This window comes from Corynebacterium sp. MSK035 (assembly GCF_030232615.1).
GTDB classification, from domain to species: Bacteria; Actinomycetota; Actinomycetes; order Mycobacteriales; family Mycobacteriaceae; genus Corynebacterium; species Corynebacterium jeikeium_D.
Genome location: NZ_JASPJP010000001.1, coordinates 232,038 through 256,649 on the forward strand (window position 1 = coordinate 232,038; position 24,612 = coordinate 256,649).

Genomic DNA, 24,612 nt, shown 5'->3' on the forward strand with positions numbered 1-24,612 from the left:
GGCGGTAGCGCGGCGCCTATTGCGCAACGCCGTACGTCGGCACCGGCCGGGTTCTCCCACGCGGGGGAATCCGGCCTTAGTGTTACTCTCGCCCCTATGAGCAGTACAACCTCGCAGACACTCGAAAACCTCCGACGCTCATCAATCATTTTGGCGCCGATGGCCGGTGGCCCATCCACGCCCGAACTCGTCGCTGCCGTTTCCAATGCTGGCGGGGTTGGCACCCTTGCCGCCGGCTATCTCACTGTCGAAAAGCTCACTGAACAGGCACAGCAGACGTGCACACTGCTTGACGACGGCAAAGGTTTCGGCATCAACCTCTTCTGCCCCAACACGGCTGACGCCGGTGTCGGAACCTCAGAGGAGGAACTTGCTCAGTGGACCGCTTTTCGTAATCGTCTGGCGCCGGCTGCTGCCCACTTCGACATCGATTTGCCTGACACTCCGACCTGGTCAGATGACTACTTCTCGGCGAAAGTCGAGGCAATTCTCGCTGATGACTTTCTGCCCAATCCCGATGCCCTGAAGTTCGTCTCCTTTACCTTTGGCTACCCAGATAACGAGGTCATTGCTCAGGTAAAGGAATCTGGCCGCAGCGTGGTGCTCAATGCGACCTCAATTGAGGGCGTACGAGCGGCGGCTGCAGCTGGCGCTGATCGCATTGTCCTGCAAGGACTAGCTGCGGGTGGGCACCGCGCATTTGTGGAGGGGAAGGATTCGTCCGACAGCATTGGGGCCTCTGTAGAAGAGCTTGCCCAAGCAGTCACCGAAGCATGCGCAGTGACCGATGTACCTATCATCGCCGCTGGTGGGGTGGGTAACCGAGAGGACGTCGTCAAGCTTATGGAAGCCGGCGCGGTGGCTGTGCAAGTTGGCACACGGTTCCTCACCACCGCGGAGGCGGGTACGAAGGAGACGCACCGACGGGCACTGCGTGATTTGGTGGGGCGTGACACCGTTTTGACTCATGCTTTTTCCGGCAAGCCAGCGCGTGCCATCGAGAACACGTTTACCCGGGAGTTTTCTAGGGTCGCGCCGGAGCTTTACCCGCAACTGCACTACTTGACCACGCCAATCCGTGGTGCCGCGAATCAGGCCGGTGACCCTGAATATCTCAACTTATGGGCGGGTATTGCTTTTTCTCAGTGCGAGAACCAAACTGCGGGCGAGGTTGTTGCGGAGCTTTCCTGCTCAGCCGAGTAATACGAAGCCACCGAAGCTACAAACAGCACAATGACCAGCCACGGGCATATATCGCGGCTGGTCATTTGGCTTTATTTGTGACGATGGATTTTATGCCGACGGCGCAGTTGTGGCGTTAGGCGTCGAGCAGCCAATCGTTCGGGCTGAACAGCTCGAAGTGAATGTTATTGCGATTGACGCCACGCTTGGCAAGCTGATCACGCACGGCCTGCAAGAAGCCATTGCCACCGCAGAGGTAGAACTGCGCCCCCTCCGGCAGGTCAACATCGGTCAAATCCATCAGATCCGGCTCGTACCACACCTGCTGGCGGGCATTGACCAGTGCAGAGACTGCGTTATTGCGTTCTGCGCGCAGTGCGTCGGTGTTCTCGGCGCGGTCCGCGTGGAGGACGACAACATCACGCTTAGAGTCGGCGGCCACCAGGGCATCCAGCATGCCGATCATGGGGGTGGCGCCAATACCTGCGGAAATGAGCACTACCGGGTCATCGGACTTTGTATCCAACACCAGGTCACCTGCAGGCAGAGAAATTTCGATGGCATCGCCCGGCTGCACCTTTTCCCACAGCTGTGTGGAAACTTCGCCAGCCGGCAGGTCCTCGGAGGCATCGACACGACGAACCGCGAAGGTCAGAACACCTTCCTCGCCGCCGACCAGAGAGTATTGCCGTAGCTGGCCGGCGCCGTCCGGCATGGTCTGGCGCACAGAGATGTACTGTCCTGGGAGGTAGGAAACGGGGGTTTCGTCGTCAAGCTTGACGGAGAACACTGCGACGTCATCACCGCGCTCTTCACGGGAGACGACGTGAGCGGCGCGGAAGACATCGCCTGCTTCGACACCGAGGTCGTCATAGAGCCCCTTCTCGAAGTTGATGAGAACACGCTCCATCTCCAGGTAGACGGCATCCCACGCATCGCGGACAGCTCCCTGAAAGACCTCTGGGGTGAGGATTTCCTCGATGGCATCGAAGAGGTGCTTGTGTACGATTGGGTACTGCTCCGGCTTGATACCAACGGAGATGTGCTTGTGGCCGATGCGGGAAAGCAGTTCTTCCGGGGCGGGAGCATCTGGGTCGACCAGGGTAGCTGCGAAGGTAGCGACGGATGCCGCCAGCGCCTTCTGCTGAGCACCCTGCTTCTGGTTGCCGCGGTTGAAGGTATCGGCAATGAGCTCCGGGTGAGCAGCGAACATCCGGTTATAGAAGTTCGGCGTGATTTTCTCGATGTTGGCACCGACAACGGGCAGGGTTTGGGTGATGACTTCAGCCTGCTCTGGGGTCAGGCCGTTCTTGTTGACATTCAGGTTTGGCATGACTTCACAATAACACCATATTGCGCATTCCGTTTGCGTATTATCACCCAATGGTGTCCCTAACTACTCTATGCGGTTGAGTTTTACCCGTCTTGAACTGCACAAATGGCAATGTCGAAAACTTCACCAGAAAACTTCGACAGCACCATTTTTAGCTTTTTCAACCCGCGGTCAGGCCTTCAGCTCTGCACCTAAACCGGACGAATATTGAGCTGGGTACTCCCCTGCGGACCGCCTCCCTCGGGGCGATTGGCATCCACACCATTAGCCGATTTGGGCGGAATGAGATCAGCAATCAACACTGGATCCAGTGCGGCAAAGAACGCCTCCTGCGCAGCCGCTAACTTGCCACGCAACAGGCACGTCGGCAGTAATGGGCAGTCAGTGCCGACACAATCGACGACCTCGTTGTTTTCCAAAGTGCGCAGCAGCTTGCCGACGGATTTTTCCGTAGCCGACTCGCGCAGATAGATGCCACCATTGCGCCCCTTGACCGCCTCCAAGAAGCCGAGCTCCACAAGTCGTGAGACAACCTTGGAAACATGCGCGCGAGACGCATTGAGAGACTCCGCCACCTCGGCAGCGGTGTACTTGCGCCCCGGCTCCCCCATCGCCATCAAAGTGATGACACGCAGGCTCAAATCAGAGAAAAGCGTTAATTGCATTGCGTGTCACCCTTCATCGTTGTACTGCACAAACCACCCCCTTGCCAGCCACTTCGGGCAACAAGGGGGTGGTTCTATGTTCTAGCTTTTAGCAAGGCTAGCTAGCAAGATCTTAGTCCTGCAGGCTCTTCTCGATACGAGCCTTCAGAGCCTCGAACTCGTCCCAGACTTCCTGCGGAACGCGGTCGCCGAGGAACTTCAGCCACTCCTCGTTGTCCGGCAGGTCACCCTGCCACTTAGCAGCCGGTGCCTTCAGGGCTTCCTTGACATCTTCAAAGTCGATGTCCAGGCCAGTCAGGTCCAGGTCCTCTGCCTTAGCGGTGTGACCAACAACGGTCTCCTTGGCGCCAACACGGCCCTCAATGCGGTCGATGATCCACTTGAGAACGCGAGAGTTGTCACCGAAGCCCGGCCACAGGAAGCGGCCGTCTTCGCCACGGCGGAACCAGTTGACCAGGAAGACCTCTGGCATCTTGTCGCCGCCCTTGGCGCCCATGTCGATCCAGTGCTGCAGGTAGTCACCGACGTTGTAGCCAATGAACGGCAGCATTGCCATCGGGTCGTGACGCAGGGAGCCGACCTTGGCCTCAGCGGAAGCAGCGGTCTGGCCGGAAGCCAGGGTTGCACCGATGAAGGTTGCGTGGTTCCAGGACAGTGCCTGGGTTACCAGCGGCACAGTGTCCGGGCGGCGGCCACCGAACAGGATGGCGTCGATCGGGACACCCTGCGGGTCGTCGTACTCCGGTGCGGCGACCGGGCACTGCGAAATCGGGGTGCAGTAACGGGAGTTCGGGTGCGAGGACAGCTCGTCGGAATCCGGAGTCCAGTCATTGCCCTTCCAGTCAATGAGGTGATCCGGCTTGCCTTCCATGCCTTCCCACCAGACGTCACCATCGTCGGTCAGTGCGACGTTGGTGAACAGGGTGTTACCGGCCTCCATGGTCTTCATGGCGTTCGGGTTGGAGGAGTAGTTGGTGCCCGGCGCAACACCGAAGAAGCCGTTCTCCGGGTTAACAGCGTACAGGCGACCGTCCTCACCGAACTTCAGCCATGCAATGTCGTCGCCGACGACCTCGGCCTTCCAGCCCTCGATGGTCGGAGTCAGCATAGCCAGGTTGGTCTTACCACATGCAGACGGGAATGCAGCGGCGATGTGGTAGGCCTTGCCCTCCGGATTAGTGAGCTTCAGGATGAGCATGTGCTCAGCCATCCAGCCCTCTTCCTTGGCCATGACCGAAGCGATACGCAGTGCGTAGCACTTCTTGGCCAGGATGGCGTTTCCGCCGTAGCCGGAACCGTAGGACCAAATCTCCTTGGTCTCCGGGAACTGGGTGATGTACTTCTCATCGTTGCACGGCCATGCAACGTCCTCCTGGCCCTCCTCCAGCGGAGCGCCAACGGAGTGCAGAGCGTGGACGAAGTCTCCGTCCGGGCCAATCTTGTCCAGGGCATCCTGACCCATGCGGGTCATGATTCGCATAGAGAGAACCACGTATTCCGAGTCGGTCAGCTGAACACCCAGCTTCGGCTCCGGGTCGGTGATCGGACCCATGCAGAACGGAACGACGAACATGGTGCGGCCCTTCATGGAACCGCGGTAGTGCTCGGTCATTTCCTTCTTCAGCTCGACCGGATCCGCCCAGTTGTTGGTCGGGCCAGCGTCCTCTTCCTTTTCAGAAGCGATGAACGTGCGGGACTCCACACGAGCAACGTCCTTCGGGTTAGAGCGGGCAAGGAAAGAGTTCGGGCGCTTTTCCTCATTCAGCTTGATAAGAGTTCCCTTATCAACCAGGTCCTGGGTAAGGCGGTTCCACTCTTCTTCCGAGCCATCAGCAAAGACAACCTTGTCTGGCTGGGTCAGTTCTACGACCTCAGCAATCCAGCGCAGCAGTTCGGCGTTCTCGGTCGGGGCCTGGCCCTCGAGACCAGGAATAGAAGGTGCGGACATCAGTTCTCCTGACTCATTGATTCGCGTCTTAATTTAAGGCTACCGGGGGATACCGAAAGTTTCCGGTCCCCACATCGACAATCTGCTCGTTCCCGCATTTGCAAGCCGTTACATCACAGCTTTACAACAAATAATTTTCCTCGCCCCATTCTTGCGACCTGTTCATTTACGGCCATAACCAGTGAATAAGGCCAGCCTCACCACATAAACTTACAACCATTAACCCTTTGGGTGCAGTTACCCCCATTTGTAAGCAACCGAGACACGGGTACCCCCGTGCGCAGCGTTCCCAAAGTCGTTAGTCCCAGCTGCCCCGAGCGGATTGCTCCCATGAGTACGCATCCCACTTCCCCGCGGCTGATGCCGGTTCCACTGCTGCTTCGCCCATCGCGTCAGCAGCCCTCACATCATCACTGCTCCAAGACTCCCAAGTGCCGTCAAAACGGACCGTCGTAACGTGATCCACCGTGCCGTCACCGTCCAGATCTGAATAGATTGACAACCCGGAATCGTCGGCAAGCGTAATTGACCCCTCGTCGTCGCCGAGGTCGTAGAGCTGCCCATCGACCTCCACAACCAGCCCGGCGCCACCAACGTCCGCCGACTGCCCATCAATCGGTGTCGCTGCCTCCAAACCACACGGCGTAGCGGGCGAACGCGCCTCCACCCCGCCATCGGACGCGGGTTGATCGGAAAAGTACTGCAGTAAAGAAAACTCATCCATCGTGATATCCCCCTATTTCTCTTCGCTGTCACAGCTATCGTGCAGGCGTTCCGGTGTACTCCGCCAGCTGCTCTATTCGCCATCCCGGACCCCGCGCACCAATGGCTTCGCGCACCGTCATCTCCACGGACTGTGTCCATTTTCGCCGCAGATGGGCAAGATAATTTGCCCGCCACTGCGCGGTGCGTTGGCGTGCGTTACGACGAATAGTTGCGCCCACCGCCACCACCGCAACACCGAGGCCTATTGCAAGTGCGACCAGCTGCGCCGCAGGCGTCGGCACCCCAATCCACATCAGCAATCCGTGGACGATCCGCACTGCACCGACCGCCACGCCAAGCGATGCCACCGCCACCAGAGCGTCCATGGCATAACTGGGGCGAGCCGGGCTTGCTGGAGCGGGCACTGAGACTTCCACACGAAGGCCCAATTCGTCGCCACACCGCTGTTGCAGCCGCGTCGCTGCGACCTCGGCACGACCCTGAAGTTCCGCCTGATCACCTGCGGGGCCGTCAGCCACTTCCTGGAGTGCATCCCGCACTGCACTCTCAGCTGCCAACTGCATCTTCCGCTGCATTCGCGCCGCCGCCCCGGCTCCGCGCGATCGCTCCTGTGCCAGCTGAGCTCGCACATTTCGAGCCCGGCGCTCACTCAGTGTTTCCCCCGGGTTTCTGGGCGGACCTTCTGCCAGCAGAACCAGGGTTCTGGCCATCCTCTCGTCCAGTGCTCCCATCGGGATTGTGCTGTCGATTTCCTGACGCCAGGCCTCGGCATACTCACCATTGCCAATCAGGCCAACTGCAACACGGCCGGTGGCTTGGCTAATTGCTGCAACCGTGCTGACGCACTCCCGCGTGGGCTGCACCTCGCTGTCTGCAACATAGAGCACGACGGCGCTGCGTTTATCCACGAACTCCAGGCGACGTGGCGGAGTCGCAGTATCGACAATCTGCGAGAAGTCCGCGCGGTCCGCTGCGTCCCCGGCTTTGGTGACAAGAAGCGGTGGCTGCTCCGGAGCCTCGGCCGAGACCGGGCGTGGCTCAACTACGTCCGGTGCTGCCATAACAGCTCCTCCAGGCTGTCTCTAGCCGCGGGAAAGGCCGCCGCAATCTCAGTCAACTGCACTGCGAGTAGCCCGTCATCATTGCGTGATCCGCCTTTCGCACCGTGGCGTTCAGCAATCTTCCGCAACGCGGAGCTGAACAAAAAGGTGTGTTCAGCTGTCTCGTTTGTGGTGATGTCGCAATACTCGTCGGCAAGCGAATGGCGAATCGGTTGTTGCTCGATGACCAGCGCGACAGAGACGGACAGCTTGTCGGTCAGCTCCGCGTGACATTGCGAAAACGCCTCGCGCACAGCGATTTCGCGCACGCCCCTGCGCAATCGCGCGCAGATTATCGATGGCCGTTTCTCACGCTCAAGCGCCTTGGCGACGCACACCTCCGCACCGCTCGTGTGTGTGGTGTCCGAGTGCGCGACCTGCCGTGCTGACAGCCAGTCCACCACAGCGGCGCGCAACGACGACGATGTAGATCCTGTTGACGGCTGTGTTGTTTCCGTGACGTCACTTGCGGAAATAAGGTCCATTCGGCCTAGTCCCCTCCCATAAATCCCCTGCGTGGTTTAGTTAAAAACCTGCGTAACCCCCATACGGCCCGTGGGCCAGAATCCGCGCCCTGAAACACTGCACTAGGCAGACCCCAAGCACCGCTTCAACCAACGAATAAGCGCGGCTTCGCGTTCAGCCTACAGCGGACCGCGGATTCGGCAAGTCGACAAAACAACTTGTCCCGCCATGCCGCCAGTTCGGGACGACGCGGCATCGTCAACCGAAGTGAAACCGCCAGGACAACAACAAAAATCCTAGGGGCAATGATTGGATAGTTGGCCGATGTCGTGGACAATAGGGAACGTGACTACTTCTGATTTTTCTGAAAATATCGAACAGCCTGCGGTTTCGCAGGAATCTGAACCATTGCCAACTCGCGGAGACGAGCAGGCGGAACAGCCGCATGAGCGCCAGCCGAAGAAGGGCGAATTGCCTGCAGGTCGTCCGGAAAAGACCCAATTCGACGACGGTCTTGACTACCCGCGCATCGGCAATCTGTCCTTCCGCCGCGGCACTTTGACCCCCAACCAGGAAAAAATCTGGGAAGACAACTGGGACACTTACGGCAAGGTCCTCTCCGACGAAGTCATTGACGTGGAGGAATGGTTTGGCCGCAAGGGCCCGACCATCGTCGAGATTGGCTGCGGCACCGGCACGTCCACCGTGGCTATGGCTCCGCAAGAACCGGACCACAACATCATCGCAGTTGAGCTTTACCGCCCTGGCCTCGCGAAACTGCTCTCTGCCACCGTGCGCAATGAGGTGTCGAACATCCGCATGGTCCGCGGCGACGGCGTCGAGGTTTTGCAGCGCATGATCGAGCCGGAGTCGCTGGCCGGCGTGCGCCTGTTCTTCCCGGACCCGTGGCCGAAGGCACGCCACCACAAGCGCCGCATTGTGCAGTCCGGCACGTTGCGCCTGATCTCTTCGCGTCTGAAGCCCGGCGGCATTTTCCACGCCGCCACCGACCACGCGGACTACGCGGAATGGATTGAGGAACTCCGCGAGGTCGAGCCGACGCTCGAGCCCATCGCCTGGCCGTGGCCGGAATCCCCCATGCTTCTCGACCGACCGACGACCAAGTTCGAAGCCCGCGGCCTGAACCTCGACCACGACATCCACGAGTTCATCTGGCGCAAGAAAGAGGCATAGGAACATGAGCACTACCCAGAACACCTCTGCCAGCTACAACACCACCGAGACGCACCCCACCGCACTGCTCGTATGGGACGCCCCGAACTTGGACATGGGGCTCGGCGCTATCCTTGGCTCCCGCCCGACCGCCGCGCACCGCCCGCGCTTCGACGCCGTGGGTAAATGGCTTATCGACGAAGCCGAGCGCGTATCCAAGAAAATCGGCTCCGATGTCCTCCCCGAAGCCACGGTCTTCACCAACGTCAACCCGGGCTCTGCGGAGATTGTCCGCCCCTGGGTCGAGGCCCTGCGCAATGTCGGTTTCGCGGTCTTCGCAAAGCCGAAGATCGAAGAGGACACCGACGTTGACCCCGACATGATTGCGCACATCCAACGGCGTTACGACGAGGGCGTGTTGCGCAGCGTCGTCGTTGCGTCCGCCGATGGCCAGAACTTCCAGGAGCTGCTGGAAAAGCTCGCCTCCGAAGGGATTCCGGTAACCGTCATCGGTTTTCACGAGCATGCTTCCTGGGCGCTGACCTCCGATGCGATTCGCTTCGTTGACCTGGAGGAAATCAAGGGCGTCTTCCGCGAGCCGCTACCGCGTATCGACCTCGACCGCCTGCCAGATGGCGGTGCGTGGCTGCAGCCGTTCCGTCCGCTCACGTCGTTGCTCAAGGAGCGCGACGGTAAGAACGACGACTAGGGAGACCACCGCGGCGACGTCTAGGGAGACGAACAGGAAGACGAACAGGCTTCTTATTTATGTCACGACTTAAAAAAGTCCTCAAAACCGGCAATTCGAGCTGGCTACGATCGATAATCCTCGTGGCCCTCGTGATTGCCGGTATCGTCCTGACGGTAAGAAACTGGGACAGCGTCGTCCAGGGGCTCCAAATCCTTGCGGATGTCGATGCTAAGTGGCTGTTCATCGCCATTTTTTCCGTGGCTTTTTCGCTCTACGCGATGGCGGAAGTGATGCGTCTGCTGTTGCGAGCTGGAGGCGTAAAAGCAGCCACTCGCCGTAGCACCAATGCGCTAACCCTCGCATCCAACGCGTGGGCGGTCACCGTTCCCGGTGGTGCCGCATTCTCCACGGCGCTGCAGATTAAGCGCATGATGCAGTGGGGCGCATCCGCGGTCCTTGTCAGCTGGTTCGTGCTTTTTTCGGGCGCGTTGTCGTTTTTAGGTCTGGCATTTCTGGGGCTTGGCAGCCTCTTCTTCGTCGGACAGGGTGGCACGACCGCAGTGCTCATCGCTATGGCAATTGCGGTTTTACTAGCCACCATTTTGCTGTGGCGGATTTCGCAGAACCCGGCTTTTCTCAACAAGACAGGCGCGTGGTGTCTGCGTGTCTTTAACAAGATTCGAAAGAAGCCCGCGGACACCGATGTCGACCGACTTGAAGAGTCCGTCAAACAGCTGACCAGCGTGAAGTTGCCCGTGCAAACTTTGGCTCTTTCCTTCACCTGGTCCTTTATCAACTGGGTCGCGGAAATTGTCTGTCTCTACGCCGCCATCCGTGCCGTTGGTGTCGATGACATCTCCGCTACGAAGGTGCTGCTGGCTTTCGTAACCGGCAAGCTCGCAGGTTTCATCCAGGCCACACCGGGCGGCATCGGCACTGTCGAGGCCGCTTTGACCGCGGCTCTCATCGCAGGCGGCACCACCGGCGCCGAGGCCTTTGCAGCGGTGCTGGTCTACCGCATCGTTTCCTTCGTCCTGGTGGCAATTGTGGGCTGGATTATCTACGCCCTCGGCTTCGACCACAAGGATCAGCCCGAGCATCAGCCAGTCGCTGACCGCTAATGGCTTCCTCGCCGCTGGTCGCTGGTCACCCACCAATCTGAGGGGTCGCTAGACTAAGAAGCATGAACACACGCGTATCGACGTTCTTGATTGACATCCTCGCCATCTTTATTTTCGCCGTGTTGGCACGTCTGGCTCACAACACTCCCGAGGATCCTTTTACCTTCATCAATATCCTCGATACCTGGTGGCCGTTCGCATTCGGTGTCCTCCTGGGCACCGCGCTGATTAAGAACGAGCCGAACCCGCGTGCAGTGAGTTCAGGCGCAATTGTGTGGCTCGGCACTGTCGTCGTCGGCCTAGCTGTGTGGGCCACCCGCAATTCGGCAGTCCCGCACTGGTCCTTCATTCTGGTTGCCTCAGTCATGAGCGCCTTGCTGCTGCTGGGTTGGCGAGCAGCGTCGAATGCGGTTGCTCGTAAGTCTCTGGACTAAGCCTTCGGACCCGTCCCTAACCCTTCGGTTTAGTTCACTGACTAAATCTGGTTTTTAATTTTTGCACTCCGCCTCGATAATTGAAGAATGGACAAATCTTCAGACGAGGCTCTCGGCAATCAACCAACTGCTGAGACCCAACGAACTCACAACCCCGCAGGGTCCAGCGAAGAACGCACGTTCATGGGCCAACCGTGGGGTCTCGCCAACCTCTTCGGCATCGAAATGTGGGAGCGCTTCAGCTTCTACGGCATGCAGGCCATCCTGGCTTTCTACATGTACTACGAGACCACTCAGGGCGGTCTCGGCCTGGACAAGGGTGCTGCTACCTCCATCGTCGGTGCTTACGGCGGTCTTGTCTACATGGCCGCACTCGTTGCCTCTCTGGTTGCCGACCGTATCCTTGGCTCGGAGCGGACACTGTTCTACTCCGCCATCCTGGTCATGTTTGGCCACATCTCCTTGGCATTCATCCCCGGCGTGATTGGCCTGGCTATTGGCCTTGTCTCCATCGCAATCGGCTCCGGCGGCGTGAAGACCAACGCACAGGTCGTGCTGGGTCAGCTCTACGCCAAGGACGACCCGCGTCGTGACGCCGGCTTCTCCATCTTCTACATGGGCGTCAATATCGGTGCCCTGTTCGGCCCACTGCTCACCGGCTGGATCTGGGGAATGAAGGGCTTCCACTGGGGCTTCGGCCTGGCCGCTATCGGTATGGCTGCCGGTCTGATTCAGTACATCCTGATGCGCAAGTCCACCATCGCCGAGGCCGGCCATGAGATTCCGAACCCACTGCCGAAGAAGCAGTACCCGGTATGGATTGGCATTGCAGTGGTCATCACTGTTGTCTCGGTTACGCTGGTTTCCACCGGAATTGTTCCGGTCACGACTCTTTCCACTGTGGTCACAGTGATTGCACTGATCGCCGCTGTGGTGCTGTGGTGGCAGATGTACTCCTCGCCACTTACGACGAAATCGGAGAAGACTCGCCTGGTCGGTTTCATCCCGATGTTCGTCTCAGGCGTGCTGTTCTTCGGTATCTTCCAGCAGCAGTTCACGGTGCTGGCCATCTACTCGGACATCCGCCTCGACCGCGAGATCTTCGGTTGGGAAATGTCCCCGGCCTGGATTAACTCGATCAACCCGATCTTCATCATCGCCTTCTCGATGGTCTTTGCAGCCGCCTGGTCCAAGCTTGGTGACCGCCAGTGGTCCACCCCAGTGAAGTTCGGTGTCGCCAACATCATCATCGGTATCTCGCTGTTCTTCTTCATCCCATTCTCCGGTGGCGGTGAGAACTCCACTCCGCTGTATGCGATTATCTGGATTCTCTTCCTGTTCACCATGGGTGAGCTCATGCTGAGCCCAGTCGGCAACGCCCTTGCTACCAAGGTCGCTCCGGCAGCATTCCCGTCGCGCATGATGGCCGTCTGGCTGATGGCAGTCGCTATGGGTACTTCACTGGCAGGCACCCTGGCCGGCTTCTACAACTATGAGGATGCCGCTGCTGAGAACACCTTCTTCATCACCCTGGGTATCGCCTCGGTTGTCCTGGGCTTGATTCTGCTCGCCCTGCGCAAGTGGATTGTCAAGGAGTTCGTCGACGTCCGATAGGGCCGTAGGGCCGGATCCGTAAGGCTGGCCCCCGCTCTGGCACAGCCCACGCCCACGCCCACGCCCCTCCCCCTCCTCCCCACTTCACGACACCTATGTCACCTCATGCCGCCTCCACAGATGGCACGAGGTGACATAGGTGTCGTGAAGTGTTTTTTGGGTGGCTCTGAACATGCTTCGCTACAAACCTGCCACCAGCACAACCGCCATCCACAAGTTTTCCCCGCCTCCCCACCGGCTAAAATTGAGGCCATGTTTGCCATCATTACCGTCACCGGCGAGGATCACACCGGCATCATCGCCGCCGTCACCACTGCTCTGGCGGAGCAGGACGTCAACATCGTCGATGTTTCCCAGACCCTCATGGATAAATGGTTCACCATGATCCTGCGGGTGGAGTTCAACGAGAAGGCCACCCCTATCAGCACGCTGCAGGGTTACATGGATTCCGTCGGCAAGCGGGAGGGGCTTGTCATTCGAATCCAGTCTGAGGCGCTGTTCAACGCCGTCAACGAGATTTAAAGGGCGCGACCAGGATGGATTTCAACTTCGCGCAATCTAAGTTCCTCGACACCATTGACATGATCGAGAAGTACCGTCTGGATATCCGGACGGTCACTATGGGAATTTCCCTGCTCGAGTGCTCTCGCTCTGAAATGGAAGCCACCGCACAGGCGGTGTATGACCGCGTGACCAGGCAGGCCGCTCGCCTCGTGGAGGTCTGTGAGGGTATCGAGGCGGAGCTGGGCATTCCGATTGTCAATAAGCGCATCTCCGTCACACCGGTTTCCCTCATCACGGCCGGTTGCGAAGGCGATCCCACCGTGGTGGCCAAGGCCCTCGACCGCGCCGCCCGCGATTCTGGCGTGAACTTCCTCGGCGGCTACTCGGCGCTCGTCGAAAAGGGTGCGACGACCAGCGAGAAGCGGCTCATCGACTCCATTCCCCACGCTCTGAGCGAGACCGAATTGGTGTGCAGCTCGGTCAACGTAGCGTCGTCACGCGCGGGCATCAACATGGATGCAGTGCGTCGCATGGGCGAGGTGGTGAAGGAAGCCGCGGCGCAAACCGCTGACCGCAGCTCGATTGCCTGCGCCAAGCTGGTGGTTTTCGCCAATGCGGTGGGCGACAATCCGTTCATGGCCGGCGCGTTCCACGGCGTCGGGGAGCCCGATTGTGTCGTATCCGTCGGCGTTTCGGGTCCGGGGGTGGTCGATCGCGCGCTCGGCGATCTGCAGGGCGCCAGCTTCAACGAAGTCGCCGAGGAGATCAAGAAGGCGGCGTTCAAGATCACACGTACGGGTCAGCTGGTCGGCACGATGGCGTCGGAGCGCCTGGGCGTGCCTTTTGGCATCGTGGATCTCTCGCTCGCGCCGACCGCTGAGATGGGTGACTCCGTCGCTCACATCCTCGAACACATGGGATTGGAGCAGGTCGGCACGCACGGCACCACTGCCGCGCTCGCGCTGCTTAACGACGCCGTGAAGAAAGGCGGCCTGATGGCTTGTTCACGCGTCGGTGGACTGTCCGGGTCGTTCATCCCGGTCTCTGAGGACAAGGGCATGATTGATGCTGTCCGTGCGGGGTCGATCAGCATGGACAAGCTGGAGGCGATGACCTCTATTTGTTCGGTGGGCTTCGACATGATTGCGATTCCTGGTGACACGCCTGCGACCACGATTTCCGGCATGATTGCCGACGAGGCCGCCATCGGTGTGATGAACCACAAAACCACCGCCGCCCGCCTCATTCCGGTGCCGGGTACCAAGCCGGGCGATGAGGTGAACTTCGGTGGTCTGCTCGGATATGCGCCGGTCATTGATGTCAATGCCAAGGGCAATGCCGAGTTCATTGCCCGTGGCGGCTACATCCCCGCCCCGGTGCACGGGTTCAGGAACTAGCGGCTTCGGACGAGGCTCCTACGATTGCAGGCGGCGCCCATTAGCGTCATAGGCGTAGGAGCCACTACCGACGAGAATCAAAATGAACTCGATAAATGCCCAAATGCTGACGCCGATAATGAGGAAGAAGCCAACCAGGAAAATGGCGGTAATCCAGCCGAATACCGTCAGTGCTAGCTGAATAGCACCACGCGAGTTGTGCCCCAGGTAGAAATTGTGAACACCGAGGGTGCCCAGGAAGAAGGCAAGCAGAGCCGCTGCAATCTTGGACTTATCCGAGACAGGGGAACCTGCGACCCCGTAGCCCTGGTGCGGGTTCGGGCCGCTGAAGCCAGCGGAATACGCCGGCACCTGCTGGTTTGGGTAACCACTCTGATACGGGTTCGAGTACCCGTTGTGGAAATTGTGCTGGCTCGGGTCCTGATAGCCCTGCCCCACGTTCGGCTGCTGCGGTGGGTATGGATCCGAGTACGGCATACCGGAGCTGTAAGCACCTGAGCTGTTAGCGAACTTCCCCTTGGACCTCGGCATACCGTCTTCGTCGAAATCTCCATATGGGTTTGTCGGATTCGTCATTGCACCCTACCTTTTCGCCTAGATTTCCCCGGTCATGAACAGCAGTTCCTTGGGCGATAATAACCGGTTCCGTCAGACTGCTTCCTGCAACTTTGTCAATTTCTTTCGAAATTTTAGTGAAACTGTTGTTTTGGAATATTAAACACCAGTTCTTGAGCAAGATTCTAACAGCAAGTCCCCGTCGGGGGCGTCTCGCACATTGTGAGCTGCCTCGACTACCGCGCCAGCGATTGTTCAATCAGTTCGCGAGTCCAGCCCTCAGTCCAGGCCAGCGGAGTCGTCCCCGGAATTGCCGCATCATTCGTGGCGTAGGTCGCGTGCGCACCCGCGCCGGTAATCATCTCCTGCGCTCGTGCAATCGCATCGGCCACTCCCGGAGGCACATCACAGAAGGAGTCCGATGGCACGCAGACATTCTGGACCTTGTCATTAAGAGGCCCAAAGCCGTCTCGTGGACCGCGCATCGTTGCGCCCGGAACCACAGCCTGCACAATGCCGCCGAGGGGCTGCAATGACAGCTCGACGCCCACACCAGCCAGCGGAACGCCCTGGTTCACGCCCTGATTGGGGTCACGCCGCGGGTCGCCCAACAGAGCCACGCCCGCGATGCGCTCGGCCGGAACTACACCGCGGCCATTGCCGATGTCAGAGGCCAAATCACCTGCGATAGCTGCCCCCTGGGAGAAGCCCATCAGGACGAAGTCCGTCAGTGGACACTGCCCGTGCAAGTCAGCCATTTCCTTAGCGGTGACATCGCGCCCGACTGCCTGCGAATCATCGTAGGTGAGTTGGTCGGGCAGCTGATGCGTCTTGATCTGTGCCGGGTACGGCGTAGTCCAGACCTTGACATCGCCCTCCGAGTAGGACCCTGAGATCGAGTTCGTCAGGCCAAGCAGCAGCGAATGCGGGTTCGCGGTCGGGGCCATCGGATCATCGTCAGCACGCGATTCCGCAGTTCCGGGCACCGCGATAACTCCTACCGCCGGGCACCACTCGGGTTGTTCGGCCAGAACCCCGCCATCGTCACCGGGGGTCGGTGGGGTTTGACCGCCTTGGTCGTCGTTAAGCCATTGCACTACGCCGAAGCCAATAGCGGCCACCAGCACAATGACCGCCAGAATTGTCAGCACTTTACGCATGAGTGTTAGCAATACGCCTTTTTAGCGGAGCTTGCAATAGTCTTCGCCACTTCCTCGGCGCTTTCCTGTGAGCGCCCCTGGGCGACCAGCTGCCCGGCAATCGCCAGCGCGATGACTTCACGCTCCTCCTCCGGTGCGTCCGCGCATGCCGCGCGGCCAGTGCCGATGAGCTGATCCTCCACCCCATCAACATCGATTCCCGCTTTTTCCAGCGCTCCGAGGTATGAATCGTCCGCCTCGCTGAGCTTCATCTGCCCATCGGGCGCTTCGTCCACGCGCTTAGCTTGGGGATCTGTGATCTCCGGCGCAGACTTTTCGCTCGACTTCGGCGCAGAAGTCTTCGTGCTTGACGACGTCGTGGAGGTCTTGTTCGTCGTCGTCGACGAGGTGACCTCCGAGGACTCCACTGTGGAACTGCCACAGGCGACCACTCCGAAGGTCAGCAGCGCAACAGCTGTGGTTGTAGCCAGTGTCCGGAAGGACTTGTTCATGGACATTTGTCTATCCCCTACTCAGTGCCCTGCTTTGGTTGGCTTACTTGTCATCAGCGTTGTCGGCGGCTGGGGCCGGTGCATCTGGCTTATTGCGCTCTTCGACAATCTTGCCGTTGAGCTGACGGATCCAGCCACCCTCGAACTGCTGCTCAAGACCGCCGGCCTTGACTGGCTGCAGTGGGCCGACCGGGTAGCCGAACGGGCCATTCTCGTAGCCAGTGCTGCCCCAGTGGTCAGTGATGTCGTTGGAGCGCACCGGCTGTGCACCAGTTTCCGGAGTCCAGTAAATGGCACCGTGTTCGAAGCGCTGGAAAGCGCCGCGGGCGAGCTTGACCTCGTCGCCGTCGACAGGCAGACCCAGATCGGACTCAGCGCCACCGAGCTCCTTGTAGACACGGCCGATTTCACCACGCACGATGCGAGGTTCTTCGCCGCCGATCTTGACGATGGTGCCACCCTGGAAGTCCTGGGCGACACCGCCCGGAATATCGCGGTGGTTGGCGACTGGGTAGCCCAGCGGACCGGTCTCGAAGCCGGCCTTGCCCCAGACGTTCATAATGTCGCCGGTGACTTCGTGGGCTCCGCCTTCCGGAGTCCAGTAAATCGAGCCCTTTTCGAAGTGGACGAATCGTCCCGAGCCATCCGGCGTAGCCAGTTCGTTGGTCACTGGGTAGCCGAGCGGCGAGGACGGACCACCGAGCTCGTTGTAACGCGAACCGATGCGTCCCCAGACCACATGTGCCCCGGAATCCGGGTGCCAGTAGGCGGTACCGCCGGTAAAGTCCTGAGCCACGCCATTCTTGGCGACGCCATACTCATCCGACAGGCAGGTGCCGATTCCCGGCAGCGATGCGACGGCCTTTTCAATCTCGCCACCTACGCGGCAGACAGCGCCACGATCGGACTCCGGCAACTGCAGTGCATCGGCCAGCGTTGGCCAGGCCTGACTGACCTCGAATTGCCAGTACGGCCAGGTGTGAGTACCCGAGCTCCGGAAGTTCACAACCGGCTCGACGCCCTTTTCGCGAGCATTTCGGATGAAGGTCTCACTGGTCATGCGGGAAAGCACTTCCAATGCGTAACCGGTCGGATTGTCCGGCTTCGTCGGATCGATCTGCGACGGCACGTCCCACTCACCGGTGTTGCCGTTACCCGCCGAGATGTACAGCGACATGCCCTTGAGCTTGTCGATGTTCAGCTTCGGATCATTGTCCTTCCAACGCTGCGAACCGAGCGGGCCCCACATCTTCGTCGCGTCATAGCCACCGGTGTTCTTCATCGCCAGAGAGATTGCCTGCGGCATGCCCGGCGAAGTCATGTCCAGGTAACCAGAGAGGCTACCGGCAAACTTCCACAGCTCCGGCGAGTGCGCTGCGACGTTGTAAGCACCGGTGGCTCCCATGGAGATACCGATGATGCCGCGTTCATCGTTGCCGCGGAAGCCGTTGGTGATAACCGGCACGAGCTCCTTAGTGATGAAGCTCTCCCACTTGTAGTTCTGACCGTTATCCGGCTGATCCCAGTCAGAGTAGAAGGACGATGTACCGCCGGCAGGCATAACCACCAGGACATTCTTGTCCTCGTAGAAGCGTTCGATATTAGTAGCGCGAATCCAACCGGAGTAGTCATCAAACGATGCCATACCGTCAAGGTGGTAGACGCTCGGGAATGTGCGCTCCTTGTCGCGGTACCAATCGCGCGGCAGCAAAATCTCAACCTGGATTGGCTTCTCCGGCATGGCAGCCGAGCGAATGTGCGCAATGACGTGGTGATCTGTGTACCACTCGACCTTGTCTACGCTGACTCCGCTGGGGAGGTTCGCCACTGCGGGAGTATCGACTTTAAATGGCGTACGCTCCGGCCCTGGCATCGGCTTCGGCATACCCAGGCCAGGTAGCTGCGCACCAGCAGCTTGCGCTGCTTCAGCGGCCTTAGCAAGGTCTCCCAGGTCTCCAGATTGCGCCAACTGCCCCTGAACGGCCTGAAGTTCCTCGTAGCTAGGCAGACCTGGCTGAGCTGGCTCGGGAGCCGCCACTGCAGCAGGGGCACCGAGAGCGAGAGTCAACGGTAGTGCCAAAAGTGCGGTCAACGCCCGCGATGACTTCCGGCTGTTGCCGAGGCCACCACGGAGGAATCTAGCGGTTACGCGCATAAGAGGGCTTCCCTTTACAAAGTCGCTGGTTGAAATTATTTGAGACGTTGAGTGTTGCACCGGCGCCGGTTAGGCACCTGCAGATAGCATCACGCGGCGCTAGAGCTATGCGTTTACCGTTCGGCTTCGCAGAATTACGTGGTGACCAGCAACGTATCCGAAGGTTCCCCTCCTCCGGCGTGCCGCTGCACGAAGAATCTCACACACGTTCTGCGAAACAAACGGTATAGCTACCTGAATAGCTTCACCCTTTACTTTAAGGTTCGACTCTCATGTTTACCCTCTTACGGGTAAAAACCGTGGAGACACACGCAAAAGGAACTGAATTCAAGCTTTGACAGCGCAACTCTTTGCGCCCCTCTGTAGGCCGTTACCCACACCTTCCGCTCAGCATCCAAACCCGGACTCGACACAGAAAAAAGACCAATCCCAACAAAAGGATTGGTCTTTCTTCAAAATTGAGACTTCTTAAGAAGCTAGCCCCTTTAAGAAGTCATCCAGCACCAGCGCTAGGTCAGCGCGCCAGAGCGCCCTGAAATAACTATCGACCTAAAGGCCCAGCGCCCGAAGAATGTGCGGGCGAGCAAGCGCGGCATCACGGCCCCACAGCTCCCACGAGTGGATACCGTTCGGGCTGTAGACAAACTGCGCATTGAGGCCGGCAGCGCGAGCATCCTGCTCAAAGCGCTGCGTCGAAGCGCGGGATACGGACTCCATCACGGCACGCCAGACGGTGTCAGGGAGCTGCGGCACCGGACGGTTCAAAACCTCCGGATCACTCCACAGGCTCTGAACACCCTGGGCGGAGGAAACATACATCGGCAGCCCCTTGAGCTGGTCGAGCAGCATCGAAGGGTCATGGGCCTGGCGTTCCGCCGAAGCCGGAACCGGAAGACCCCACATGCCAGTCGGATTCACTACACCAGTGCTAGCCACCATTGCAGTAGCGCCGGTCGCAACAACTGGGTTGGACATCTGGTAGTAACCGGACAGCGAAGTAACATGCTTGAACTGGTCACGGTGGCGGGCTGCCAAAGAAACCGCCGCAGCCGCACCCATGGACAAACCAGCGATTGCGTTGCGGTTCGGGTTGACACCAAACTCACGCTGCAGATAGACCGGCAGCTCCTGAGTCAGGAAGGTCTCCCACTTCTGGATCTTCGGACCCTCAGCAGTCACAGCCGGGGTATTCCAGTCGGTGTAGAAGGAGCCATCGCCAGCAGCCGGCGCAACCAGAGTGATGTTGTCATTGGCGAAGGTCTGAGCAATGTGACCCGACCAAATCCAACCGGACGCGCCCTTATTAAAGCCCCACAGACCGTCGAGCATGTACAGGGACGCATCGCCGCCACCAGTAGCTGCCTTAATCTGAACCGGAATATTGCGGTTCATAGCCGGCGAGAAGACCTGGCAGTACTGAACCCACCAGTTGTATGGATCCCACTCACAGCCTGGACGCAGTCGATCACGGTTTGGATCAGCACTCGCATCCTTCGCGGATGCGAGCATGATGCCACCAAACACCATTGCAACAGCCACAAGGGCAGCTACGACCTTCACCGTGAAGTTACGACTCACTGCAGTAAAGCTCATCGTTCTCCTCTTTACTTTCGGACTTACCTCCGCGCCAGACTTTTCGGAGGCAGTCGCTTACGCGAGCTTTCGCTTTTCTGCTTCCAGTTGTGACGCGACAACTGGAGACCCCACAAAAGAATCTCGAGTATGTAACGATACTCAATCGTTTCCCTACATCCAAGTTTAAATCGTAATCATTCCGTAATATTTCTCACATTTCCCCTCAAAACTATCCACCACAAGGAGAAACAATGTTTACCAGCATGGAATTACAAAATTGTAATTCCGCCCCGACTAATCCGTAGGACTGACTGAGAAACCTAAAACACGCCTACAAGAACCCCAAACACAACGTAAGTATTAGCTAGGCACAAAAAAGCCCATGCACCCCTCGGTGCATGGGCTTTCAGCTACCAACCGAACCCGACTAGAACCCGACGGAAATCGCAGTTCGCTTAAAGGGATAAGAACTGGGAACTACCCCAGAGTCGGGACAGCGTAGACAGCGATGGCAATGGACAGCAGCCACAGGACGGCCAGTGCCTGCAGCGGTCGGTCCTTGAGCGCAATCTCATCCGGGCTTCCCGCATCACCACGGTCAACGTCGGCGGCGAAGCGCAGGATGGCCACAGTGAATGGAACCATCGAGATCTCGTACCAAATAGCCGAAGTCGATGAAGTGCCCGGCGCGCGGCCCATCTCAAAGCCCCACAGCGCGTAGCTCAGCACCACGGCGGTCGCAGCGAGGGTCCACACAAAGCGCAGGTAAGTCGCGGTGTAACCCTGCAACGACTTTCGAATCTTCTTACCCGTGCGCTCTGCCAACAGCAGCTCAGCGTAACGCTTACCGGCTGCCATGAACAGCGAACCAAAGGCGGCAACCAGCAAGAACCACTGGGACAGGTTGATGTTGGCAGCAACACCGCCGGCCATTGCACGCAGCATGAAACCCGAGGACACCAGCGCAATATCAATCACCGGCTGGTGCTTCAGGCCAAAGCAGTAACCGAGCTGCAGTGCAATGTATACAGCCACAACAATTGCTAGCCCCGGCCCCTCAGAGGCAAACCAGGACACCGCAATCGAACCAATAATCAGTGCGACCGCCATAATGTACGCCATGCTCACCGGCAGTACGCCAGCGGCAATTGGGCGGAAGCGCTTGGTTGGGTGCGCCCGGTCAGCTTCAACATCGCGGGCATCATTAATCAGGTAAATCGACGATGCGGCCAAACAGAAGGCCACAAACGCCACCAGGATGTCGACGGTCAGCGTACCGATCGAACGTCCCGAGTCCATGATCTCGTTGCCGGCTGCCAGTGGAGCCGCAATGACCAGGACATTCTTCACCCACTGCTTCGGGCGAAGCGCCTTGATCATGCCGTCCAACAGATTCTTCGGCGGATGCCCCTGCGGGTGCGCAGGCTCATCGATACCGGAAGTGTGCGGCTCGGACCCAATCCTTGATTGAGAAGCTTGCCGCTGGTTGGCCGACACATTGGCCAAGTTGTCGTTCTCCGCCTGTGTCACTGTGCATTCCTTTCCGCAATGGAGGGCTGTCCACCCTGGTTATGCTGCGCCTTTTTCGGCTCGATGACCTTATCACCTATCTTGTCCACCGCAAGAGCAGTGGCTGTACCCAGCGCTGCTCCGAGAGCGACATCGGTTGGGTAATGAACTCCCAGCACCAGGCGGGAGAGCATAATCGCCGGCACGCCCACGGCCGGTGCTGCCGGGTAACCCAACTTTGCAATCCCCACCAGCGCCGCCGTCGTCGACGTCGCGTGCGAGGACGGGAAACTCAGCTTGCTTGGCGTACCAACGCCGATTGCTATACGACGGTCATGGGGACGCGGGCGACGGACAATGCGCTTAAGCACCACCGATGCCGCATGCGAGGTAAAGGCGGCCACACCGACCTTTGCCCAGCTAATGCGTCGCTCCTTATCCACCGCCGCCCCGAGGGCAGCGAGCCCCATCCACCCAAGGGCGTGCTCACCGAAATAGCTCATGGCACGCGCGGTGGGCAGCACACCCGGGACGTCGTTAAGCGTGTGCTGAATATTAACGAGAACGTCGGACTCGCCGAACGGATCGCCTTTAATTTTCGAAGACATTCGCCCAGGCCTTCCTACTGGTCAGATCGTCATAGGCTGCGCGGTAGCGTGCCTGCATTTGCTCGAACCGCTCCTCAACCTGCTTTTGCAGCTCCCAGGATTCTTCCAGCAGAGCCTTGGCCTTGTCGCGGTCACGCTGGCGATACACCACGCCACGGCCATCAGCGGTGGTGACCGTTGCGCCATCCAGACGCGACAGGGAGAACCAACGAGCCTCCAGCGGCGCCAGGTTTGCCTGCGGCACCGCATGGTGCTCGGAGTTTTCCGGGCGCACGCTGTGCAGCAGACCCTTGGCCAGCCAACCGACCTTCTTCAGCTTGCCCAGACGACCACCGACATCCTTTGTCGGAATCCCCGGAATACCGGAGGGCTTTGGCAGATCGCCTGCACTCGGCAGCACAACCGCGTCGGGGAAGCTCTTGCGCAGGGCATTGATGCGCGGCAGCGAGGACTCGAGAATGTCGAATAAACGCTCGGGACCTGCCAGGAAGTCCTTCATGGCTTCGTTCTGGATGGCAACAGTGGAGTACTCCAGGCACAGGAGGTGCTTGAACGTGGCCTTGCGCATGGAACGCACGATACCGGCAGCATCGCCCTCGTGCTGAAGGGCCGCGACAATCAAGCGGTTGCGCAGGTGGAAGTACGCCTGCCAATCAATCGCATCGTCCTTGTCCGACCAGGCCATATGCCAAATTGCGATGCCCGGCCACGTGGCCGTCGGAAAGCCTGCCTTGCCTGCGCGCAAACCGTATTCGGCATCGTCCCACTTAATAAACAGTGGCAGCGGCTGACCGATTGCCTCAGCAGCGACGCGCGGAATCAAGCACATCCACCAGCCGTTGAACTCAACGTCGATGCGGCGGTGAAGGTCCTTCGAATCAACAACCTCACCGGTTGCGTTGGTGCCATGCTCCCCGCGATCGCGCAGCGGGTGCGCATAAAAGTCGTGGTCATAGTGGACGTGCGGAGCGGAAGTCCACATGAAGTCATGGCGACCGATGACTTCACCCATCGAGTGCAAGTGGCTGCGCTCCTGAAGGTTCAGCATCTGACCGCCGACCAGCATCGGGGACTTCGCGAACCGGCCAACAGCGACCGCACGCAGAATGGAATCCGGTTCGATGGCGATGTCGTCATCCATGTAGAGAATGAACGGGCTATCGGTCGCACGCTTCGAATCCGAATCCGGTCCACCCAGGGCCTCGTACATAATGCGGGAGTAGCCGCCAGAACCACCGAGATTTCCCTGCGGGAAGATACGCAGGCGGTCACCAAAGTGCTCGGCGACAGCATCGAAGCCCGGCTCATCTGCCGGGTGCTTAGTGCCCTGATCAGGCATCAAAACAGCATCGATGATGGCATCGACCTCAGGATCCGAGGACAGCGCCTCAAGAGCAGCAACTGCGTCGGTCGGGCGATTGAACGTCGGGATACCGATAGTGACGCGCCCCTCCGGCGCCGGATGCTCTGTGCCGTCCGGGTACGTCTGGCTCGGCGCCTCGATATCGGAGTACCAACCTGCGGAGTGGATTACCACGTCCGTCTCACAGGTGAGGTCGAACCAAATCCAGCCGCCGTCTTCAAATTGCGTCAGCGGTACTGGAATTTCGCAGACGTGCACATCCTTGCCGTCCACCTTGGCTTCTGCACCTTCGGCCGCCGCACCCAGATCACCGACAACTTCGCCGGTCACGGCGATGCGTGCACCGTCAATCTTCGAACGGTAAATGTCCACACGCGCAGTACCAGACAGCTCTAGGCGCAGGACAACATTGTCCAGATTCGTCCACCGGCGCCAGTAGCTGGCCGGAAACGCATTGAAGTAGGTTTCAAAACTAACTTCATCACCCGCCGGAATGGTGGCTGACGTGCGCGAATGCGCTTGCACGCGACCGGCATTCGTCTCCGGCTCAACCAAGTAGAGCGAGCGGACATCACGGGGCTCACCCAACTTTGGCAGCAAAATCCGCTGCAGGCGTTCAACGGCAAGGCTTGACGACGTTGTCGGGGTATGTGTCCGCTTTTGTTCAGGCTGTGATGCCATGAGACGTATCAACCACTTTCCGAAAGGTCTACCGGGGATGTTGCCGCCGATAAGTTACCGACGTTTCTATCTCATAGCATCCTAGTGCCCGTGGCGGATTGCCTCTTGTTGCCACGCTAACGACAGCCCAGAATGTGAAAGCCCCTAAGCGCTGCGGACTAT

At 59.2% G+C, this 24,612-nt stretch carries 22 protein-coding genes; 8 read left to right on the plus strand and 14 right to left on the minus strand.

Annotated features, from left to right (window positions below; translation table 11 throughout):
- The first annotated feature begins 96 nt into the window (after positions 1–96).
- Entirely contained in the window at positions 97–1,203 is a 1,107-nt protein-coding gene (locus tag QP978_RS00995) for an NAD(P)H-dependent flavin oxidoreductase (protein ID WP_070546523.1), read from the plus strand.
- 115 nt (positions 1,204–1,318) lie between these two features.
- Here QP978_RS00995 and QP978_RS01000 read toward each other — a convergent pair whose 3' ends face one another.
- From QP978_RS01000 to QP978_RS01025, 6 genes are all read right to left on the minus strand, one after another.
- Positions 1,319–2,515, minus strand: coding sequence for a globin domain-containing protein (locus QP978_RS01000; RefSeq protein ID WP_070856169.1), 1,197 nt, complete (start codon positions 2,513–2,515; stop codon positions 1,319–1,321).
- 191 nt (positions 2,516–2,706) lie between these two features.
- A complete protein-coding gene (locus QP978_RS01005) occupies positions 2,707–3,180 on the minus strand; it encodes an Rrf2 family transcriptional regulator (RefSeq protein WP_070549952.1) in 474 nt (157 codons plus the stop codon).
- 112 nt (positions 3,181–3,292) lie between these two features.
- Positions 3,293–5,128, minus strand: coding sequence for a phosphoenolpyruvate carboxykinase (GTP) (locus tag QP978_RS01010; protein WP_069359740.1), 1,836 nt, complete (start codon positions 5,126–5,128; stop codon positions 3,293–3,295).
- Positions 5,129–5,426: 298 nt separating this feature from the next.
- Complete coding sequence (locus tag QP978_RS01015) at positions 5,427–5,852, minus strand: DUF6802 family protein (protein ID WP_070856171.1); 426 nt, start codon at positions 5,850–5,852, stop codon at positions 5,427–5,429.
- Between the two features lie 34 nt (positions 5,853–5,886).
- Entirely contained in the window at positions 5,887–6,915 is a 1,029-nt protein-coding gene (locus tag QP978_RS01020; RefSeq protein WP_284856742.1) for a hypothetical protein, read from the minus strand.
- Positions 6,897–7,439 carry a hypothetical protein gene (locus tag QP978_RS01025; protein ID WP_284856743.1) on the minus strand — a complete coding sequence of 181 codons (543 nt, stop codon included), beginning with the start codon at positions 7,437–7,439 and terminating at the stop codon, positions 6,897–6,899. Before QP978_RS01025 ends, QP978_RS01020 begins: the two co-directional genes overlap by 19 nt.
- Before the next feature lie 325 nt (positions 7,440–7,764).
- Between QP978_RS01025 and trmB the strand changes: the two genes are divergently transcribed.
- The 7 genes from trmB (at position 7,765) to QP978_RS01060 (ending at position 14,353) form a co-directional block, all read left to right on the plus strand.
- Positions 7,765–8,613: a tRNA (guanosine(46)-N7)-methyltransferase TrmB gene (gene trmB / locus QP978_RS01030; protein ID WP_224784017.1), complete on the plus strand. Its 849-nt coding sequence runs from the start codon at positions 7,765–7,767 to the stop codon at positions 8,611–8,613.
- A gap of 4 nt (positions 8,614–8,617) precedes the next feature.
- Positions 8,618–9,301, plus strand: coding sequence for an NYN domain-containing protein (locus QP978_RS01035; RefSeq protein ID WP_070566676.1), 684 nt, complete (start codon positions 8,618–8,620; stop codon positions 9,299–9,301).
- A 122-nt stretch (positions 9,302–9,423) separates the two neighbouring features.
- Positions 9,424–10,404, plus strand: a complete 981-nt coding sequence (locus tag QP978_RS01040; protein WP_242458653.1) for a lysylphosphatidylglycerol synthase transmembrane domain-containing protein — start codon at positions 9,424–9,426, stop codon at positions 10,402–10,404.
- Between the two features lie 62 nt (positions 10,405–10,466).
- Positions 10,467–10,838, plus strand: coding sequence for a DUF3054 domain-containing protein (locus QP978_RS01045; RefSeq protein WP_016421636.1), 372 nt, complete (start codon positions 10,467–10,469; stop codon positions 10,836–10,838).
- 87 nt (positions 10,839–10,925) lie between these two features.
- The gene (locus QP978_RS01050; protein WP_070549948.1) at positions 10,926–12,452 is read left to right on the plus strand and encodes a peptide MFS transporter; all 1,527 of its coding nucleotides are present in this window, start codon (positions 10,926–10,928) and stop codon (positions 12,450–12,452) included.
- Positions 12,453–12,704: 252 nt separating this feature from the next.
- Positions 12,705–12,974: an ACT domain-containing protein gene (locus tag QP978_RS01055; protein WP_016421638.1), complete on the plus strand. Its 270-nt coding sequence runs from the start codon at positions 12,705–12,707 to the stop codon at positions 12,972–12,974.
- Positions 12,975–12,988: 14 nt separating this feature from the next.
- Positions 12,989–14,353, plus strand: a complete 1,365-nt coding sequence (locus tag QP978_RS01060; protein WP_069359737.1) for a PFL family protein — start codon at positions 12,989–12,991, stop codon at positions 14,351–14,353.
- Between the two features lie 18 nt (positions 14,354–14,371).
- Here QP978_RS01060 and QP978_RS01065 read toward each other — a convergent pair whose 3' ends face one another.
- The 8 genes from QP978_RS01065 to QP978_RS01100 form a co-directional block, all read right to left on the minus strand.
- Positions 14,372–14,929 carry a TM2 domain-containing protein gene (locus QP978_RS01065; RefSeq protein WP_070602329.1) on the minus strand — a complete coding sequence of 186 codons (558 nt, stop codon included), beginning with the start codon at positions 14,927–14,929 and terminating at the stop codon, positions 14,372–14,374.
- 215 nt (positions 14,930–15,144) lie between these two features.
- The gene (locus QP978_RS01070) at positions 15,145–16,068 is read right to left on the minus strand and encodes a cutinase family protein (RefSeq protein ID WP_284856744.1); all 924 of its coding nucleotides are present in this window, start codon (positions 16,066–16,068) and stop codon (positions 15,145–15,147) included.
- A 5-nt stretch (positions 16,069–16,073) separates the two neighbouring features.
- Complete coding sequence (locus QP978_RS01075) at positions 16,074–16,565, minus strand: DUF732 domain-containing protein (RefSeq protein ID WP_070566670.1); 492 nt, start codon at positions 16,563–16,565, stop codon at positions 16,074–16,076.
- A 37-nt stretch (positions 16,566–16,602) separates the two neighbouring features.
- Positions 16,603–18,714 carry an alpha/beta hydrolase-fold protein gene (locus QP978_RS01080; RefSeq protein WP_070429909.1) on the minus strand — a complete coding sequence of 704 codons (2,112 nt, stop codon included), beginning with the start codon at positions 18,712–18,714 and terminating at the stop codon, positions 16,603–16,605.
- A 549-nt stretch (positions 18,715–19,263) separates the two neighbouring features.
- Positions 19,264–20,307 (minus strand): alpha/beta hydrolase, encoded by a 1,044-nt coding sequence (locus QP978_RS01085; RefSeq protein WP_284856745.1) that lies wholly within the window; start codon positions 20,305–20,307, stop codon positions 19,264–19,266.
- Positions 20,308–20,766: 459 nt separating this feature from the next.
- On the minus strand, positions 20,767–21,786 hold the full coding sequence (locus tag QP978_RS01090; protein WP_049193199.1) for a decaprenyl-phosphate phosphoribosyltransferase: 1,020 nt from the start codon (positions 21,784–21,786) through the stop codon (positions 20,767–20,769).
- A gap of 29 nt (positions 21,787–21,815) precedes the next feature.
- Positions 21,816–22,406 carry a phosphatase PAP2 family protein gene (locus QP978_RS01095; RefSeq protein ID WP_049190962.1) on the minus strand — a complete coding sequence of 197 codons (591 nt, stop codon included), beginning with the start codon at positions 22,404–22,406 and terminating at the stop codon, positions 21,816–21,818.
- Positions 22,390–24,450 carry a glycosyltransferase gene (locus tag QP978_RS01100; protein WP_284856746.1) on the minus strand — a complete coding sequence of 687 codons (2,061 nt, stop codon included), beginning with the start codon at positions 24,448–24,450 and terminating at the stop codon, positions 22,390–22,392. Before QP978_RS01100 ends, QP978_RS01095 begins: the two co-directional genes overlap by 17 nt.
- Between the last annotated feature and the right edge of the window lie 162 nt (positions 24,451–24,612).

Excerpts from the sequence above, each read along its gene's own strand:
- QP978_RS00995 (WP_070546523.1), top strand. The coding sequence starts at position 97 with ATGAGCAGTACAACCTCGCAGACACTCGAAAACCTCCGACGCTCATCA.
- QP978_RS01000 (WP_070856169.1), bottom strand. The coding sequence starts at position 2,515 with ATGCCAAACCTGAATGTCAACAAGAACGGCCTGACCCCAGAGCAGGCT.
- QP978_RS01005 (WP_070549952.1), bottom strand. The coding sequence starts at position 3,180 with ATGCAATTAACGCTTTTCTCTGATTTGAGCCTGCGTGTCATCACTTTG.
- QP978_RS01010 (WP_069359740.1), bottom strand. The coding sequence starts at position 5,128 with ATGTCCGCACCTTCTATTCCTGGTCTCGAGGGCCAGGCCCCGACCGAG.
- QP978_RS01015 (WP_070856171.1), bottom strand. The coding sequence starts at position 5,852 with ATGGATGAGTTTTCTTTACTGCAGTACTTTTCCGATCAACCCGCGTCC.
- QP978_RS01020 (WP_284856742.1), bottom strand. The coding sequence starts at position 6,915 with ATGGCAGCACCGGACGTAGTTGAGCCACGCCCGGTCTCGGCCGAGGCT.
- QP978_RS01025 (WP_284856743.1), bottom strand. The coding sequence starts at position 7,439 with ATGGACCTTATTTCCGCAAGTGACGTCACGGAAACAACACAGCCGTCA.
- QP978_RS01035 (WP_070566676.1), top strand. The coding sequence starts at position 8,618 with ATGAGCACTACCCAGAACACCTCTGCCAGCTACAACACCACCGAGACG.
- QP978_RS01045 (WP_016421636.1), top strand. The coding sequence starts at position 10,467 with ATGAACACACGCGTATCGACGTTCTTGATTGACATCCTCGCCATCTTT.
- QP978_RS01050 (WP_070549948.1), top strand. The coding sequence starts at position 10,926 with ATGGACAAATCTTCAGACGAGGCTCTCGGCAATCAACCAACTGCTGAG.
- QP978_RS01055 (WP_016421638.1), top strand. The coding sequence starts at position 12,705 with ATGTTTGCCATCATTACCGTCACCGGCGAGGATCACACCGGCATCATC.
- QP978_RS01060 (WP_069359737.1), top strand. The coding sequence starts at position 12,989 with ATGGATTTCAACTTCGCGCAATCTAAGTTCCTCGACACCATTGACATG.
- QP978_RS01065 (WP_070602329.1), bottom strand. The coding sequence starts at position 14,929 with ATGACGAATCCGACAAACCCATATGGAGATTTCGACGAAGACGGTATG.
- QP978_RS01070 (WP_284856744.1), bottom strand. The coding sequence starts at position 16,068 with ATGCGTAAAGTGCTGACAATTCTGGCGGTCATTGTGCTGGTGGCCGCT.
- QP978_RS01075 (WP_070566670.1), bottom strand. The coding sequence starts at position 16,565 with ATGTCCATGAACAAGTCCTTCCGGACACTGGCTACAACCACAGCTGTT.
- QP978_RS01080 (WP_070429909.1), bottom strand. The coding sequence starts at position 18,714 with ATGCGCGTAACCGCTAGATTCCTCCGTGGTGGCCTCGGCAACAGCCGG.
- QP978_RS01085 (WP_284856745.1), bottom strand. The coding sequence starts at position 20,307 with ATGAGCTTTACTGCAGTGAGTCGTAACTTCACGGTGAAGGTCGTAGCT.
- QP978_RS01095 (WP_049190962.1), bottom strand. The coding sequence starts at position 22,406 with ATGTCTTCGAAAATTAAAGGCGATCCGTTCGGCGAGTCCGACGTTCTC.
- QP978_RS01100 (WP_284856746.1), bottom strand. The coding sequence starts at position 24,450 with ATGGCATCACAGCCTGAACAAAAGCGGACACATACCCCGACAACGTCG.